This is a genomic window from Pseudomonas cedrina subsp. cedrina (assembly GCF_001983175.1).
Lineage (GTDB): Bacteria > Pseudomonadota > Gammaproteobacteria > Pseudomonadales > Pseudomonadaceae > Aquipseudomonas > Aquipseudomonas cedrina.
Genome location: NZ_MNPW01000009.1, coordinates 110484 through 126812, shown reverse-complemented (window position 1 = coordinate 126812; position 16329 = coordinate 110484). Strand labels below are relative to the sequence as shown.

16 protein-coding genes are annotated in these 16329 nt (G+C 61.9%); all 16 read right to left on the bottom strand.

What is annotated here, in order from left to right; genetic code table 11:
- Positions 1-57: 57 nt before the first annotated feature.
- Entirely contained in the window at positions 58-402 is a 345-nt protein-coding gene (locus tag BLL36_RS19635) for an Hpt domain-containing protein (protein ID WP_076952989.1), read from the bottom strand.
- Positions 403-432: 30 nt separating this feature from the next.
- Entirely contained in the window at positions 433-2148 is a 1716-nt protein-coding gene (locus BLL36_RS19630) for an ATP-binding SpoIIE family protein phosphatase (RefSeq protein ID WP_076952988.1), read from the bottom strand.
- Positions 2145-2450 (bottom strand): STAS domain-containing protein, encoded by a 306-nt coding sequence (locus BLL36_RS19625; RefSeq protein WP_076952987.1) that lies wholly within the window; start codon positions 2448-2450, stop codon positions 2145-2147. Before BLL36_RS19625 ends, BLL36_RS19630 begins: the two co-directional genes overlap by 4 nt.
- 754 nt (positions 2451-3204) lie before the next feature.
- On the bottom strand, positions 3205-3654 hold the full coding sequence (gene fliJ / locus BLL36_RS19620) for a flagellar export protein FliJ (RefSeq protein ID WP_076952986.1): 450 nt from the start codon (positions 3652-3654) through the stop codon (positions 3205-3207).
- Positions 3655-3657: 3 nt separating this feature from the next.
- Positions 3658-5016, bottom strand: coding sequence for a flagellar protein export ATPase FliI (gene fliI, locus BLL36_RS19615; protein ID WP_076952985.1), 1359 nt, complete (start codon positions 5014-5016; stop codon positions 3658-3660).
- The gene (fliH, locus tag BLL36_RS19610; RefSeq protein WP_076952984.1) at positions 5006-5770 is read right to left on the bottom strand and encodes a flagellar assembly protein FliH; all 765 of its coding nucleotides are present in this window, start codon (positions 5768-5770) and stop codon (positions 5006-5008) included. Before fliH ends, fliI begins: the two co-directional genes overlap by 11 nt.
- Positions 5771-5780: 10 nt before the next feature.
- Entirely contained in the window at positions 5781-6797 is a 1017-nt protein-coding gene (fliG, locus tag BLL36_RS19605) for a flagellar motor switch protein FliG (protein ID WP_076952983.1), read from the bottom strand.
- On the bottom strand, positions 6790-8577 hold the full coding sequence (gene fliF / locus BLL36_RS19600; RefSeq protein ID WP_076952982.1) for a flagellar basal-body MS-ring/collar protein FliF: 1788 nt from the start codon (positions 8575-8577) through the stop codon (positions 6790-6792). The genes fliG and fliF overlap by 8 nt, the downstream gene beginning before the upstream one ends.
- Before the next feature lie 16 nt (positions 8578-8593).
- On the bottom strand, positions 8594-8923 hold the full coding sequence (fliE, locus tag BLL36_RS19595; RefSeq protein ID WP_076952981.1) for a flagellar hook-basal body complex protein FliE: 330 nt from the start codon (positions 8921-8923) through the stop codon (positions 8594-8596).
- Between the two features lie 335 nt (positions 8924-9258).
- Entirely contained in the window at positions 9259-10635 is a 1377-nt protein-coding gene (locus tag BLL36_RS19590) for a sigma-54-dependent transcriptional regulator (RefSeq protein WP_076952980.1), read from the bottom strand.
- Positions 10636-10642: 7 nt separating this feature from the next.
- Entirely contained in the window at positions 10643-11854 is a 1212-nt protein-coding gene (locus BLL36_RS19585) for a sensor histidine kinase (protein ID WP_076953111.1), read from the bottom strand.
- 110 nt (positions 11855-11964) lie between these two features.
- Complete coding sequence (locus BLL36_RS19580; RefSeq protein WP_076952979.1) at positions 11965-13440, bottom strand: sigma-54 dependent transcriptional regulator; 1476 nt, start codon at positions 13438-13440, stop codon at positions 11965-11967.
- A 166-nt stretch (positions 13441-13606) separates the two neighbouring features.
- Entirely contained in the window at positions 13607-13903 is a 297-nt protein-coding gene (locus BLL36_RS19575; RefSeq protein WP_076952978.1) for a flagellar protein FliT, read from the bottom strand.
- Positions 13904-13929: 26 nt separating this feature from the next.
- Positions 13930-14334, bottom strand: coding sequence for a flagellar export chaperone FliS (gene fliS, locus BLL36_RS19570; RefSeq protein WP_076952977.1), 405 nt, complete (start codon positions 14332-14334; stop codon positions 13930-13932).
- Positions 14335-14471: 137 nt separating this feature from the next.
- Positions 14472-15875, bottom strand: a complete 1404-nt coding sequence (gene fliD, locus BLL36_RS19565; RefSeq protein ID WP_076952976.1) for a flagellar filament capping protein FliD — start codon at positions 15873-15875, stop codon at positions 14472-14474.
- An 81-nt stretch (positions 15876-15956) separates the two neighbouring features.
- Positions 15957-16307, bottom strand: a complete 351-nt coding sequence (locus BLL36_RS19560; RefSeq protein WP_076952975.1) for a flagellar protein FlaG — start codon at positions 16305-16307, stop codon at positions 15957-15959.
- Positions 16308-16329 lie beyond the last annotated feature (22 nt).

The following is a 16329-nucleotide window of genomic DNA, read 5'->3' as shown; positions in this document are numbered from 1 at the left end:
GGTGACGCGGAGCGTCACGGGATGCATTCCCACGCAGAGCGTGGGAACGATCATGGGTCAGAGCTGAAAGCGCTGGCGCTCGGACTCATACAGCGGCCTGACCAACGCAAACTCCTGATCAATCTGGTCCACCAGCGCCCCAAGTTCCGCAGCGGGGCCGGCGGACTCCTCTTCAAGCTGCTGGCACAGTTGCGTCAGCCGCACCGCGCCGAGGTTTCCACTGCTTCCCTTGAAACTATGCGCGATCAGCCCCAACGCCTTGGCGTCATCCCGCGCCTTGCGCAGGGCCTCGACGCGCTTCTGGGAATCATCAAGAAAGGTCTCGAGCAGCTTGGGATACTCGCTTTCCATGACCTCCTGCAAACTCGACAACACGTCGGGGTCCAGATGTAGATCAACCACTTGTTCGCTCCTTGATCAAGAATCGGTGGATTATGCCAGAGCCTCCCAGGAAAACTCTACGCAGACACGACGCCCGCCCTCGGACCAGCGTACCGCGCTGCACAGTTCGCGCACCAGGCTCAAACCCCGGCCAGACAGGCGGTCGATGTCCAGCGGCTGCTCCAACACGTGCTCCACGTCAAAGCCCGGCCCGCTGTCTTCGACACACAGGCTCAGGCGACCGCCAGCCTGCGTGGGCAGCACCTGCACCTGCACGCGCACGTGACCACTGCTCAATTGCGCCAGGCGCTCATTGCGCTGGCGATAGTACTCGGCGAACCCCTGGGCATCGCGCTTGAGCCGCGAATCCAGGCCCAGCACGCCATGTTCCAGCGCATTCGAATACAGCTCGGCCATCACGCTGTAGAGCGCCCCGCTCTGCTCGCGCAACCCGTGGATCTCCAGCAGCAGTTGCAGCAGGTACGGCAACGGGTTGTAGCGTTTCAAGGTCTCGGCACGAAACTCGAAGTTCGCCGACCAGTTCAGCGGGCACGACTGGCCACTGTCGGCGTACAACGGCCCGGCCGCGCGAAGCGACTGGCCACCTTGCAAGGTAATTTCCACCATGCTCACGTCATCGCGCGCCTCACCTCGAAACGCCGCCAGGGCCTGTTCGATCTCGTCAAATAACCGATCAGGCTCGCGATTGGCGGCGAACACCTGCTGCAAGCGCTCTGCGCCAAACAGCTGATCATCAGGGCCGGCCGTCTCCAGCACACCGTCGGAGAGCAGGAACACCCGGTCGCCCAAGGCCATGGGCCAGACTTCGGTGCGATCATCAAAGGCCTCGGCCGACAGCACGCCCAGGGGCAAATGCCGCGATTCCAGCGGCGTGCGCTTGCCGCTGGCAATTTCATGTACATAGCCTTCAGGCATGCCGCCGTTCCACACCTCGACCACGCGCCGATGCGTGCTCAGGCACAACAGCGTGGCGCAGCAGAACATGTCCACGGGCAGGATGCGCTTGAGCTTGGCGTTCATCTCGCGCAGGGTCTGCGCCAGGCCGTAGCCCTTGGCAGACATGCCATAGAACACTTCCGCCAGGGGCATGGCGCCCACCGCGGCCGGCAGCCCGTGGCCGGTGAAATCGCCGAGCAGCACGTGCATGTCACCGGAAGGCGTGTAGGCCGCCAACAGCAAGTCGCCGTTGAACAGCGCATAGGGCGATTGCAGGTAGCGGATGTTCGGCGCGGCATTGATGCAGCCCGAATGCGCGACCTTGTCGAACACCTCCTTGGCCACCCGCTGCTCGTGCAGCAGGTAGTCGTGATGCTTGGCGATCAGGTCACGCTGCTCCAGGACCGTGGCCTGCAACCGACGCAAGCGGTCCATGGCATTGATCTTGGCCGCCAGGATCAGCGGGTTGTAGGGCTTGGGCAAAAAGTCATCGCCGCCGGCATCCAGGCACTCGGCCAGGTCGGCGCTTTCGCGCAACGAGGTGAGGAAAATGATAGGAACCAGCGCTTCACCGGCCAACTGCTTGATCCATCGCGCGGCGGCGAAGCCATCCATCACCGGCATCAAGGCATCCATCAACACAAGCTGCGGACGCTCGCGGGCGAATACCTCAACGGCTTGCTCGCCGTTGGTGGCGGTGAGTACCTGATGGCCCTGGCGGCGCACGATGGTCGACAGCAGCAGCAGGTCGGCGGCGCTGTCTTCGGCGATCAGGATCGTCAGCGTCTCGAGGGGGGCCAGGACGCTCAATTGATGTCGAACAGCTTGTCGAAGTTGGAGATTGCCAGGATCTTGCGCACGTCGGCGTTGCAGTTGATCACACTGACATCTGACTCATCGCCACCGGCGTAGTCCCTCAGCAACAGGAGCATGCCCAAGGCAGAACTGTCGATGTAGGTGGTTTCCTTCAAGTCGACGACATAGGCTTCAGGCACCTTGTAGAACCGCTCGTAGGCTTCACGAAAGGCCTGGTGGCTACCGAAATCGAACCGGCCCTTGATGGCGATCGTCAACTTCTTCCCGTCCAGGGAGACTTCTGACTCGATTGACATGCGACTGCTTCCTTGTCATTGGCGATGAAGGAAGGTTTAGCAGGTGAACTGAATGTGGGCAACACGACGAAGCAAATGTGGGAGCTGGCTTGCCTGCGATTGCGGTGGGTATCTACACAACTTTCAGAGGCTGACTTCACCCCCTGTGGGAGCTGTCGAGCTTTAGCGAGGCTGCGAAAGCGGTGGGTCAGGCGAAAAAAATGCCAGCAGTGCCGCCGCCTTCGCAGCCTCGCTGGGGCTCGACAGCTCCCACATTTTGAACCGAGTTCGACATGAATACCGGTCGGCTCTAAGGCCGCCGCGCTTTGTTTTTGATCTTGATCTGAGGCGCCCCGTCAACCACGCTGGCCGCAATTCGATATTGATTTGGGGGGTAAACCGGCAGGACGCCGGTTTAGCCGCCCCGCGCCATGGATGGCGCGTGGCGGCGGCCCCCCAAATCAATGTCGGATTACGGGCATGCCGAGCCTAGGCGAGGCACCGAGTGGTGGGGCGATGCGTTTTTGGTTACTTTTTGCGCTCTTCAAAAAGTGACCCGCCGTAAGGGCGGAACCCTAAGCCGCCGTTACCGCAGCAACGGATATGTACTCGGTCAAACCCAAAAAAACGGTCGGCCCGTAGGCCGCCCTCGCCACACACCGTCGAAAGTTGTGTAGATACCTATGCTGCGATTGCGGTGGGTCAGCTTGCTCATATGGCACTCATACATCGCTATCGCAGGCAAGCCAGCTCCCACATTTGACGGAGCCGGCAGTTAGAATTGGGACTGGCGTGGCAGCCGTTGTGACAGCTCGTCCAGCAGCTTCTGCTCGCGCTTGTCTTCCAGCGCCCTGGCTTCGTCGATATAGCGCTGCACCAGCTTGCGCAGGCCCTCGACACGGGCGAACGCCTGTTGCCAACTTTCGCGGGCTTTATCCAGGTTGTTCTGGTGCCATGCCAGGCTCTGGCGTTGCTGGCCGACGGCGGTTTCGAGCTGGTTGAGAAAGCCCTGGTAACCCATCAGCCATTGGCCCGATACGCCTTTGGCGCCACGGTCGATCCATTGCTGCTGGTACTCACTGCGAAAACGCTCCAGGTCGCCCAGCTTGCTTTCGGCCAGGCGCACCTGGCCCTGGAAGTAGCCCAGGCGTTGCACGGCGGTTTTCTCGGCCTTCTCGGCCATGTCCACCACCGGAGCCAGGCGCGCGGCGCGGCTGTTGGCCATGGCTTAGCCGCCCGGCGCAGGCGCGAAGATCGACTGCAGGTGCGCTTCGCTTTCGCCCATGCTGATCTTGTCGTTGAGGCCCTGGCGCAGGTAGGTCACCAACTGCGGCTGCAGGGCGATGGCCAGGTCGGTCTCGCGATCACCACCGGCCACATAGGCGCCGACGCTGATCAAATCACGGCTCTGCTGGTAGCGCGACCACAGTTGCTTGAATTGTTGCGCACGAGCCATGTGCTCCGGGGTGACCACCGCAGGCATCACCCGGCTGATCGACGCTTCGATGTCGATGGCCGGGTAATGCCCTTCCTCGGCCAGCCGCCGCGAGAGCACGATGTGGCCGTCGAGCACGCCCCGCGCCGAGTCGGCAATCGGGTCCTGCTGGTCATCGCCTTCGGACAGCACGGTGTAGAACGCGGTGATCGAGCCACCGCCGGCCTCGGCGTTACCGGCGCGCTCCACCAGCTTGGGCAGTTTGGCGAACACCGACGGCGGATAACCCTTGGTCGCCGGCGGTTCGCCAATGGCCAGGGCGATTTCCCGCTGGGCCTGGGCAAAACGCGTGAGCGAGTCCATCAGCAACAGGACATTCTTGCCCTTGTCGCGAAAATATTCGGCGATGCGCGTGCAGTACATGGCGGCGCGCAGGCGCATCAGCGGTGCATCGTCCGCCGGCGAGGCGACCACGACCGAGCGCTTGAGGCCTTCTTCGCCAAGGCTGTGCTCGATGAACTCCTTGACCTCACGGCCCCGCTCGCCGATCAGCCCCACCACAATGATGTCGGCCTCGGTAAAGCGCGTCATCATGCCCAGCAACACCGACTTACCCACGCCGGTACCGGCGAACAGGCCCAGACGCTGGCCGCGGCCGACCGTCAATAAACCGTTGATACTGCGAATGCCCACATCGAGCGGCTGGCTGATGGGGTTGCGGTTGAGCGGGTTGATGGTGGGGCCGTCCATCGGCACCCAGTCTTCGGCCTTCATGCCGCCCTTGCCGTCCAGCGCGCGGCCGGCGCCGTCGAGCACGCGGCCGAGCATGCTCATGCCCATCGGCAGGCGGCCGGTGTCGGCCAACGGCACCACGCGGGCGCCGGGCGCGATACCGGCGATACTGCCCACCGGCATCAGGAAAATCTTGTTGCCGGAAAAGCCCATCACTTCGGCTTCGACCTGCACCGGATGGTAGCTGTCGTCGTTGATCACCATGCAGCGGCTGCCCATGGCGGCGCGCAGTCCCTCGGCCTCAAGAGTCAGGCCAACCATGCGCAACAGGCGCCCTTCGAGGATCGGTTGGCCGGGCAACTGCGTGGCGTCGGTGTAACCGCTCAGGCGCCTGGCGAAGCTGGTGCGATCAAGGCGCATCGGCGGCGTCCAGGTCCAGGCTCAGGTCGGGCTCGGCCGGGTTCAATACCTGCTCGTGGGCCTGGTCCAGCAGCTTGGCCATGATCTGGCTGATGCGGGTTTCCACCGTGGCATCGATGCGGCTGTGCTCGGTCTCGACGCGGCAGCCGCCCGGCTGCAAGGCGGCGTCTTCGACGATGCGCCAGGTTTCTTCATGGCGCTCGCGCAGGGCTTTGACCTGTTCGAAGTCCTGCGGGTTGATGTACAGCCGCACATTACCGACGCCCAGGGGCAGCAGCTTGAGGGCTTCGCGCATGACGCTTTCGATTTGGCTGGAGTCGAGCACCAGCTCACGCTGGATCACCTGGCGAGCGATGTGCTGCACCAGGCCGACCATGGCCTTTTCGATCTGGGAATCCTGCTCGGCGATAGGGTCGAACAGGCCGCCCATCAAGCGCTCAAGACTCGCCAGCTTGACGCTCAGCGCCGCCTCGGCTTCCTGGCGCACCTTGAGGGTGGTGCTGCGAAAACCGTCTTTCTCACCGGCGGCGAAGCCTTCGTTGTAGGCCTCCTGGCGGATGCTTTCCAACTCTTCCAGGGTCAGTGGCTGGACTTCGTCCAGCGGCACTTCTTCCATTTCCACCGGCGGCTCGATCACCGGCTCCGGCTCGGGCTCCGGCACATGCGGATCGAAGCTGGGCAGCGACCAGATGTCGAACCCACCGACATCCCGTGCGCGAATCAGGTCGCTGGGTGCCTCATCTTTGCTCGACATCACAGGCGCCTTAAATCATTTCTTCGCCGCCCTTCCCACCGAGAACGATTTCTCCGGCTTCGGCCATACGGCGGGCAATGGTGAGGATTTCCTTCTGTGCGGTTTCCACGTCGCTGACGCGCACCGGGCCTTTGGCTTCCAGGTCGTCGCGCAACAGTTCCGAGGCACGCTTGGACATGTTCTTGAAGATCTTTTCCTTGACGCCTTCGTCCGAGCCCTTGAGGGCCAGCACCAGCACGTCGGAGGACACTTCGCGCAGCAGCGCCTGGATGCCACGGTCGTCGACATCGGAGAGGTTGTTGAACACGAACATGAGGTCTTCGATCTGGCCGGACAGGGTGTCGTCGATCTCGCGGATCGAGTCCATCAACTGGCCTTCGACCGAGCTGTCGAGGAAGTTCATGATGTCGGCCGCACGCTTGATACCGCCCAGGGTGGTACGCGAGGCATTCGAGTTGCCGGAGAACTGCTTCTCCAGGATGGTGTTCAATTCTTTCAAGGCCGCCGGCTGCACGGTGTTCAGCGACGACACGCGCAGGATGATGTCCAGGCGCACTTTGTGGTCGAAGTGGCCGAGGACTTCACCGGCCTGGTCCGGGTCGAGGTACGCCACCACGATCGCCTGGATCTGCGGGTGCTCGTAGCGGATCACGTCGGCGACGGCGCGTGGCTCCATCCATTTCAGGCTGTCGAGGCCACTGGTGTTGCCACCGAGCAGGATGCGGTCGATCAGGCCGTTGGCCTTGTCTTCGCCCAGCGCCGAGGTGAGCATCTTGCGGATGTAGCTGTCGGAGCCGACGCCCAGGCTGGTCTGGTCGCCAACGATCTCGACGAACTCGCTCATCACCTGCTCGACTTGCTCGCGGTGCACATTGCGCATTTGCGCCATGGCCACGCCGACGCGCTGGACTTCTTTGGGGCCCATGTGACGCAGCACTTGGGCGGCATCGGTTTCACCCAGGGACAGCAGCAGCACGGCGGCTTTGTCGACCTTGGAGAGCTTGGCAACTGCGGCTCGATCACTCATCTGCGTTAATCCACTCTTTCACGACCTGGGCCACACGGCCCGGGTCTTCTGCCACCAGGCTCTTGATTGCGTTCAACTGAGCGTCATAGCCTTCGCTCGGGCTCGGCAACAGGATGCTTTGCGGGCCGCCGAGGCTGACGCGGTCGTTGGCCAGTTCGCCGTCCAGGCCGCCCATGCCGCCCAACTCGACGTCGCTGCCACCAAAGGCCGCCAGTTGCTTGTTCTTGCCGTTGCCGGTGATGTTGTTGAGCACCGGACGCAGCACACCGAACACCAGTACCAGGATGAACAACACCCCCAGCACTTGTTTGACGATGTCCCAGAACCAAGGCTGCGTGTAGAACGCGGCTTCGGCGATGACTTCGCCACGCTCGGCGGAGAACGGCATGTTGATCACGCTGACGCTGTCGCCACGGCTGGCGTCGAAACCGACGGCGTCCTGCACCAGGCGGGTGAAGCGCGCCAATTCGTCGGCGCTCCACGGCGCACGGGTGACCGCGCCGTCAGCGGCATTGACCTTGACCTGGTCATCGACCACCACCGACACCGACAGGCGATTGACGCGGCCTTGCTGCTGCTTGACGTGGCTGATGGAACGATCGAGCTCGAAGTTCTTGGTGGACTGGTTACGCTTGTCCGCCGGGTACGGTGCGAGCATCGGCTGGCCGGTGGCCGGGTCCATGATCTGCTGGCCGTTGGCGTCCAGCAAAGGCTGGCCAGGCTGGATCGCGGCCGCCGCGGCAGCGCCCGCGCCACCGGTGGTCTGCGGTGCCGAGGCCGGGGATGGCGGCTGGTTGCTCAGGGCCCCCGGCACGCCTTGCGGCGGGCCATTGGCGGCGGTGCGCTGTTCGCTGGTGGACTGCTCGCTGCGCAGTGCCGGCTGGTCGGGGTTGAACTGCTCGGATGTCGACTCGACGGCGCTGAAGTCCACGTCGGCGGACACTTCAGCCTTGTAGCGGTCGTTGCCCAATACCGGCTGCAGGATGTTGTGCACACGCTGGGTGAGCATGCTTTCCATGCGGCGGCTGTAATCGAACTGCTTGCCGGCCTGGGTCAATGCCGAGTTTTCCGCCATGTCGGACAGTAGGTTGCCCTTCTGGTCGACCACGGTGATCTGCGACTTGCTCAATTCAGGCACGCTGGTGGCGACCAGGTTGATGATCGCCAGGACTTGGCCAGGCTCCAGGGAGCGGCCGGAGAACAGTTCCACCAGGACCGAGGCGCTGGGCTTGCGCTCGTCGCGCACGAACACCGAGCTTTTCGGAATGGCCAGGTGCACGCGGGCGCCCTTGACGTTATTCAGGCTGGAGATGGTGCGTGCCAGTTCGCCTTCCAGGCCACGACGGTAGCGGGTGGCTTCCATGAACTGGCTGGTACCCAGGCCCTGGTCCTTGTCGAGGATCTCAAAACCGATGTTGGCGTCGGACGGGGTCACGCCGGCGGCGGCCAGCTTCATGCGCGCACGGGCCACGTCATCGGCCTTGACCAGCAAAGCGCCGGAGTTGGGCTCCACGGTGTAGGCGATGTCGGCGGCGGCGAGGGTTTCCATGATCTGCTTGGAATCCATGCCCGCCAGGCTGCCGTACAGCGGCCGGTAATCGGGTTGCTGCGACCACAACACCACGGCAAAACCAATCGCCACGCTGGCAGCCAGGCCAACCATCAGGCCCACCTGACGCAACATGGTCATTTCCGAGAGGTTTTCCAGGAACGACAGGCCAAACAGCGGCGGCTTGCCGTCTGCCTTGGCGGGTACGTTGTCCACGACTGCTTCTGCCATGACTTAAATCTCGTCCTTAAACCGGCATCTGCATGATGTCTTGATAGGCCTGCACCAGCTTGTTACGCACCTGGGTCAAGGCCTGAAAGGACACGCTGGCTTTTTGCGAGGCGACCATCACGTCGGTGAGGTCCACGCCGCTCTTACCGATCTCGAACGCGTTGGCCAACTGGCTGGACGCTTGTTGGGTGTCACTGACTTTATTGATGGCCGAACCGAGCATGTCGGCAAAACTGCTCTGGCCCAGTTGCGGCACCTGCGCGACGGATTTCGGCTGAGCCATGGCATCCATTTGCATGGAGCGCATATCCAACATCAACCGATTGAATTCAATACCCTGGCTCATGACCTTCTCTCTCCGACAACCCGCAAATTTTTGACACTACGCAGCGATTACTAAGGGAGGTAGCAACAAGGGTGCCAGCTCTGGTTCAGCTCGTAAGAAAAGGCGACAAACCTTGTCGGCCCTGTTACCGACACACCACAAGAAATCGCCTTGTAGTGAGCGGGCTTGCCCCGCGCTGGGTGGCGAAGCCGCCCCAATGAAGACACCGCCGAGTTCCAGATAAAACCGAGTCGCTTGGTTTGGGGCCGCTTCGCAGCCCAGCGCGGGCGGTGCGACGATTCGACAAGCCCGCTCACTACAAAGATGTGTAGGGAGCTATGGCTATGGGGGTGAAGTCAGGTGGCGAACAGATACGCTTCCACATCCATCCCGGCGTCGCGCATCTGCGCCAGCTTGTAGCGCAGGGTGCGCGGACTGATCCCCAGGCGCTCGGCGGCCTCTTTGCGGCGGCCGCGCTCGGCGCGCAGGGTGTCGATGATCATCTGGAATTCGCGGCGACGCAGGTCGTCGCCCAGGGCACCGGCGAACTCCGCCTCCGCCACCAGCGGCGCGGGCGCCAGCGTTGGCAAGGGCGCCGCGCCGCTGCCCATGGCCAGGCAGAAATCCTGGGGTTGGATCAGGCCGCCCTGTTGCAGGATCAGCGCGCGCTGGATCGCGTTGTCCAGCTCGCGCACATTGCCCGGCCATGGATAGGCGATCAAGCAGGCCTGGGCCTCGGCGGACAGGCGCGCCTGGGCATGCTTCATTTTTTTGACGTGGTTATTCAACAGGCGCTCGGCCAGCGGAATGATGTCCGCCGGGCGCTCGCGCAACGGGCGCCAGGCCAGGGGGAACACCGACAGCCGGTAGAACAGGTCTTCACGGAAGCGCCCCGCCGCCACTTCGCCCGCCAGGTCGCGGTTGGTGGTGGCGACCACGCGGATATCCAGCTGGATCGGCTTGCGCGCGCCGACGCGCTCCACTTCGCGCTCCTGCAATACGCGCAGCAACTTGGCTTGCAGGCCCAGGGGCATTTCCGAAATTTCATCGAGCAGGATGGTGCCGCCGTCGGCCTGTTCGAACTTGCCCGCCTGGGCCGCGATGGCGCCGGTGAACGAGCCTTTTTCATGGCCGAACAACGTGGCTTCGAGCATGTTGTCGGGGATCGCCGCGCAGTTGATCGCGATAAACGGCTGTTTGGCACGGGTCGATTGCTGGTGAATGTAACGCGCCAGCACCTCCTTGCCGGTGCCCGACTCGCCGGAGATCAACACGGTGGAATCGCTGCGCGCCACACGGGCCGCCAGCTCCAGCAATTGTGCGCTGGCCGGTTCGAAGGCAATCGGGCCCTCGCCTTCAGTGGCCGGGATCACGCCCAGGGCATGCCGCGCGACCAGCTCGATCAGCGCCTTGGGTTCGAACGGTTTGACCAGGTAATCCGCCGCGCCTTGGCGCATCGCGTCGACCGCGCGCTCCACGGCGCCATGGGCGGTCATCAGCAACACCGGCAACTGCGGCTGCCGCGCACGCAGCACGCCGAGCAGCTGGTGGCCATCCATGCCGGGCATGTTCACGTCGCTGACCACCAGGCTGAAGGACTCCTGCTCCACCGCTTCCAAGGCGTCCTCGGCAGAACCGACCGCCCGGTAGTCATGGCCCGCCAACAGCAGCGTGTCAGCCAATGCTTCACGCAGGGCGCGATCGTCTTCCACCAACAGAACCTTGATAGCCATATCCTCTTTACTCCGTGCTTGCCGCGCATGAAAACAGCGGCAAGGTCATCAATGCACAGGTGCCACGCCCCAGGCGCGAATGCAGCTGCAATTCTCCCTGATGCGCACGTGCCACGGCCTTGACCACGGTCAGGCCCAGGCCGGTGCCGTTAGTCTTGGTGGTAAAAAACGGCTCGCCCAAGCGGCGCAGCACGGCCGGCTCGATACCGCTGCCGCTGTCGCTGATGCACAGGCGCAGGGTCTGCCCACGGTTGTACAGGTGCACCTTGAGCCGCGCCCCGGCGCCGCTGGCCTGGGTGGCGTTTTCGATCAGGTTGAGCAGTGAACCCACCAGCGTGTCGCGGTTGCACAGCAGTTCACCGAGGTGGCTGTCGCACTGCCAGCGCACTTGGGCCTCTTGAATATGGGTGGCGGCCGCCGCTTGCAGGGCCTTCATCAACTCGGCCGGCGTGATGCGCTCGGTCAGCGGCAATTCGCCACGGGCGAACACCAGCATGTCGCGCACCTGGTGCTCCAGCTCATGCAGGCGCTCCTTGAGGCGACCGGCAAAGCGCTGGTGGGTGGCGGCGGGCAGTTGCTCGTCAGTCAAATGACTGGCGTAGATCAACGCGGCCGACAGCGGCGTGCGGATCTGATGCGCCAGGGAAGCGACCATGCGCCCCAGCGAAGACAACCGCTCGTGGCGCGCCAACTGGTCTTGCAGGTGACGGGTTTCAGTCAGGTCGTTGAGCAGCACCAACTGGCCCGGTTCTGCGTCCAGGGAACGGGTGGCAATGGACAAGCGACGGCCGTCCTTGAGGGAAATTTCATGGCCATCATCTTCACGCGGCGCAAAGCAGCGGGTGATCACGTGGCGCCACAGCTGACCTTCCAGCGGCAAGCCGAGCATGTCGCAGGCGGCCGGGTTGGCTTCGCGCACGCGGCCCTCTTCATCGATGACGATCACGCCGCCCGGCAACAGCGAGAGCAGGTTTTGCAGGCGGTTGGCCAGGCGTTCCTTCTCGGCCAGCTCTTCCATGCGTTGGGCGCTGACCACGGCCAGCTCGCCCTTGAGCTCGGACACCCGAGCCTCGAGCAGGCTGTAGGAGTCGGTCAGCTGGCTCGACATCTGGCTGAACTGCGAGAACGCGTGTTCAAGCCCCTGGCGGGCCAGCGGCTCTACAGACGGAATGAGCCCCGGGATGGCAGGGGTCGAAGCTACTTGGGCGGCGTGGGGCATCATGCTCTCTCGCTTGGCTGACCGTCAGTTAAACGGAACGTTGCGAGGGCTGTAGCAATACTTGTGCCGAAAAAAAACCGCTGATAAATCAGCGGCTTGAAAAACAGGCGTCAATCATCCGCCTGTTCATCACCTTCTTTGCGGCTCATGCCGTACTTGCGCATCTTCTCCACCAGGGTGGTGCGACGGATACGCAGGCGCTCGGCGGCACGCGCGACGATACCGTTGGCGTCGTCCAGGGCCTGCTGGATAAGACCCTGCTCCAGGTTGCCGAGGTAGTCCTTCAGGTCCAGGCCTTCGGGCGGCAGCATGGCGGTGGAACCGAAGTCCGGGGTGTGGCCGTTGATGGCGACCCGCTCTTCCAGGTCGCTGCGCAGGCTGTCGACCAGTTGCTCGTCTTCGTCGTCGACGTAGCGGAATTTCTTCGGCAACTCGACCACGCCGATCACACCGTAGGGGTGCATGATCGCCATGCGCTCCACCAGGTTGGCCAGCTCACGCACGTTGCCCGGCCAGCCGTGGCGGCACAGGGACATGATCGCGGCGGAGTTGAAACGGATCGAGCCGCGCTTTTCGTGCTCCATGCGCGAAATCAGTTCGTTCATCAGCAACGGGATGTCTTCCACGCGCTCACGCAGCGGGGCCATCTCGATCGGGAAAACGTTGAGGCGGTAGTACAGGTCTTCGCGGAAGCTGCCGACCTCGATCATGCTTTCGAGGTTCTTGTGGGTCGCCGCGATGATGCGCACGTCGACGCTTTGGGTCTTGTTGCTGCCCACGCGCTCGAAGGTGCGCTCCTGCAACACACGCAGCAGCTTGACCTGCATCGGCAGCGGCATGTCACCAATTTCGTCGAGGAACAGCGTGCCACCGTTGGCCAGCTCGAAACGCCCGGCACGGCTGGTGATGGCCCCGGTAAAGGCGCCCTTCTCGTGGCCGAACAATTCGCTTTCGAGCAGCTCCGCCGGGATCGCCCCGCAGTTGACCGGCACAAAAGGCCCGTCGCGGCGCTTGGAGTGATAATGCAGGTTGCGCGCAACCACTTCCTTGCCGGTGCCGGACTCGCCGAGGATCAACACGCTGGCGTCGGTGTCGGCCACCTGCTGCATCATCTGGCGCACGTGCTGGATGGCACGGCTGGTGCCCACAAGGCTGCGGAACAGGTTGGGTTCGCGGTGGCGACCGCGCTCGCGGGCCTGGTCGTACATCTCGCGATAGACCTGGGCACGGTGCAGGGAATCGAGCAACTTGCTGTAGCTGGGCGGCATTTCCAGGGTGGAAAGCACGCGGCGGCGCTGGTCTTCCGGCAGGTCGACAGAAGAAATATCGCCCATCAGCAACACCGGAAGGAACTCATCCCAGGTAGACAGTGTCTTTAACAAGCCCAAAACAGCGCCAGGAGCGTTTACCGTCCCGATCAGCACACAGATGACTTCACGGCTCGATGACAACGAGCTGACAACCTGCTGCCAATCATGGCTGCCGCAGGGCAAATTTTCTTCGCCAAGAAAATTTAAAATCACCGCCAAATCGCGGCGGCGGACGCTATCGTCATCGATCAGCAGAATTTTGGTTTCACGCCACATGCAATAGCAACTTCCCTAGTAAAACTTCCTGCCCGGTGAGAGCAATCGAGACGGCTGTAGGACTTCTTACTCTATAGACGTCTGAAATCTTAAAACAGCACTAGTTAAGTCAAAAAAGCTGGCACGGTCAAATTTATGACGCGCCCGTCGGTTTAACTGCGCCCGTTCAACCAAACAGATGGTAGACCTTTGACGCGTTTTTCGCTTGGTTGATCTGCGACATCTCTTCGAAAATCGCCTGGCGCTCGCCCGTCGTCACTTCAAGCAGCTGCTGGTACACCGTCAACAGGCTCTCCAGCTTCTCGCGCAGCGCATCTTCATCCACCGGCACTTCGTTGAGCACCTCGTCAATCACGCCACGACAGCCCATGTCCAGTTCGCCGATGGCGTCCCAGTTACGGTCCGCCAGCGCGCCGATCAGCGCCTCACGGGTTTCATCAATGCGTTGCAGTGCTTGGCTCATGACGTGTTCCTCAAGGCCTGAGGGCCTTATTCTGCTGCTGCCTGTGGCGCCGCGATGGCGTCCCAGCCTTCTTTTACGGTGATCAGCAAACGCGCGACTTCGTCGATCATGTCAGCGTCGTTATGCAGGTTCGCTTCCATCAGTCGGTTGGTCATATAGGCATACAAACTTTCCAACTGCTGGACGTAAGCCGGGTTATCACTCTTCTCTGCATCCAGGCCGTCACGCAGGCCGATCACGATATCGATCGCCTTGCCGAGCATCAGGCCCTTGGCCGCGATGTCACCACGCGCCAGCGCGCCCTTGGCCTGGGCCATGCGGTCCAGCCCGCCTTCCATCAGCATCTGCACCAGGCGATGCGGGCTGGCTTCGGAGATCTGAGCATGGGAATTGACCTTCTGGTATTGGCGAAGGGCTCTCATGGGATTCATGTTTCTACCTCGTGACAGGCGACAGCGAAAAGGAATTCAGTAACCAATATGTCGACTGGCCCGCAAAAAGCTTTAGGGCCAGTCGTCAACGATAAAAAAAGGCCAGACAAGTGTCTGGCCGTTATCCACTCAAGGGATCAATTATTGGTCTTTGGGTTGTTCAAAGCATTGAGCGTGGTCATGACGCTGGTGCTTTGCTGGCGCAGTTGGGCGACCAGGGTGTCCATGGCGTTGTATTTGGCGGAGAGGCTGCTGGTGAGCAGGGTCATGCGCTCTTCCAGGGCCGCTTGCTGCTTGCCGATGTCTCTCAACGAATCCGATAGAGATGACGAGCGCGTGGCCAAAACGCCAGTGGTGGCCTTGGCGTAGTCTTCGGTAGCAGTTTTCATGCGCGCCAGCATACCGGTGGGGCCGGTGAACATACTGTTGATATCGGCCGCGTTGGTCTTCACCGCCGCGTCCCACTTCTTATCATCCAGCGTCAGCAAACCCGTGGTGGAACTGGTCGTCATACCAAACTGAGCCAGGGACTTGAGCTGGCCTGTCCCGGAGAGCATGTTGAACTCGTTGCGAATCGCAGACTGCAGCGAGCGCATGGTTGAATCGCCGGTCAGGGTCGCCGGGGTCGTGCTGCCATCCGCGTTCTTGGTGACCTTGGTTTCTGCGTTTATGGCGGTCATCAGCGCATTGTAGGTATCCAGGAAACCCTTCACGCCGGACTTGAGTGCCGTGTTGTTGGTGCTGACGGTAATAAGCGTGGCAGTGCGCACAGGATTCTTGTCAGGATCATTGGCAATCTTGGTCGGCGAAACCGCTACCAGCGTGATGTCCACGCCACTCAAGGCGCCCGTGATGGTATTGCTCTTGGAAACAGCCGGAATGCCATCGATGCTGTATTTGGCATCTTGTGGCTCGTCGACCACGGTCGCACCGACATCGAGCCCGGAGTTGCCGGACAGGGTGATATCCGAACCGGTCCCCATTTTGGTGGACGTCAGGATCAACCGCGAACCGTTCGAGTCGGTGAGAATGTTGGCACTCAGGCCCGCAGTCGAAAACTGCGTATTGATCGAGTCGCGCACCTGCTGCAGGGTCGCGCCGGCAGGTATGCTCAGGTCGTAGCTCTTGTCAGACTGGGTAATGGTCAGCTTGGTCGCCGTGCCAGTGGCATTGACCACCGAAGCGGTACCATTCTTGAACGTGGTGGTCGACAGCTTCGACGCCTGGGCCAACTGATCGATAATCAGACGGAAACTGCCATTGGACGCCGTATTGCTGGCCTTCATGGTGGCGACTTTTTCATCCGAGGACGAGCCGGTCAACCCAGTGAAACTGCTGTCCTTGGCCATTGTGTCCAGGGCACCACGGAAGGCATCCAGCGCCGCCTGAATCTTGCCGATCGAAGACAGCTGAGTGGTTGCCTTCGCAGAAGCGGTATTGATCTGCGATTGCTTGGGCACCTTTTCGGCATCGACCAAGGCAGTCACGATCTTTTGCGTATCGATGTTCGAACCGATACCACTTATGGTTGGACCCGCCATCTTCGTCTCTCCTGTTCGGTGGCTGCCGTTATCTTGACTTATGACGCCTCAAGACAGGACAGCAACAAATTTCATGCCAGCTCAGACCTTGTCGTCAAACAACAAGTGGCTTGCGCTGGAAAGGTTCTGGGCCAGTTTCAATGCCGTTTCCGACGGAATCTGGCGAATCACTTCACCGCTGTCGGTGGCGATGACCTTGACCACCACACGATGGGTGGAGTCATCGATTGAAAAGTCCAGTTTACGCTCGGAAGCTTGTACGAATTCGCGAATATCAGTGACGGCTTTTTCCAGGTCGGCACGCTCAGCCTCTTTGCCTGCAGGCGCCACCTCCTGAACCTTGGCAACGCTCTTGTCGGCGGTCACCTGCACAGGTGCGCCTTGGGGGGCAACCGGCGGATAAGACTGGTTCAGCTTTACACTCATGTCCATGTCCAATCTCCTCTAAACCGAA

Bases quoted from the DNA above. Each gene is read 5' to 3' on its own strand.
- fliE (WP_076952981.1), bottom strand. From the start codon at position 8,923: ATGAGCCAGGGTATTGAATTCAATCGGTTGATGTTGGATATGCGCTCC.
- fliS (WP_076952977.1), bottom strand. From the start codon at position 14,334: ATGAATCCCATGAGAGCCCTTCGCCAATACCAGAAGGTCAATTCCCAT.
- fliI (WP_076952985.1), bottom strand. From the start codon at position 5,016: ATGCGCCTTGATCGCACCAGCTTCGCCAGGCGCCTGAGCGGTTACACC.
- BLL36_RS19590 (WP_076952980.1), bottom strand. From the start codon at position 10,635: ATGGCTATCAAGGTTCTGTTGGTGGAAGACGATCGCGCCCTGCGTGAA.
- fliF (WP_076952982.1), bottom strand. From the start codon at position 8,577: ATGGCAGAAGCAGTCGTGGACAACGTACCCGCCAAGGCAGACGGCAAG.
- BLL36_RS19560 (WP_076952975.1), bottom strand. From the start codon at position 16,307: ATGGACATGAGTGTAAAGCTGAACCAGTCTTATCCGCCGGTTGCCCCC.
- fliG (WP_076952983.1), bottom strand. From the start codon at position 6,797: ATGAGTGATCGAGCCGCAGTTGCCAAGCTCTCCAAGGTCGACAAAGCC.
- fliH (WP_076952984.1), bottom strand. From the start codon at position 5,770: ATGTCGAGCAAAGATGAGGCACCCAGCGACCTGATTCGCGCACGGGAT.
- BLL36_RS19580 (WP_076952979.1), bottom strand. From the start codon at position 13,440: ATGTGGCGTGAAACCAAAATTCTGCTGATCGATGACGATAGCGTCCGC.
- fliJ (WP_076952986.1), bottom strand. From the start codon at position 3,654: ATGGCCAACAGCCGCGCCGCGCGCCTGGCTCCGGTGGTGGACATGGCC.
- BLL36_RS19575 (WP_076952978.1), bottom strand. From the start codon at position 13,903: ATGAGCCAAGCACTGCAACGCATTGATGAAACCCGTGAGGCGCTGATC.
- BLL36_RS19625 (WP_076952987.1), bottom strand. From the start codon at position 2,450: ATGTCAATCGAGTCAGAAGTCTCCCTGGACGGGAAGAAGTTGACGATC.
- fliD (WP_076952976.1), bottom strand. From the start codon at position 15,875: ATGGCGGGTCCAACCATAAGTGGTATCGGTTCGAACATCGATACGCAA.
- BLL36_RS19585 (WP_076953111.1), bottom strand. From the start codon at position 11,854: ATGCCCCACGCCGCCCAAGTAGCTTCGACCCCTGCCATCCCGGGGCTC.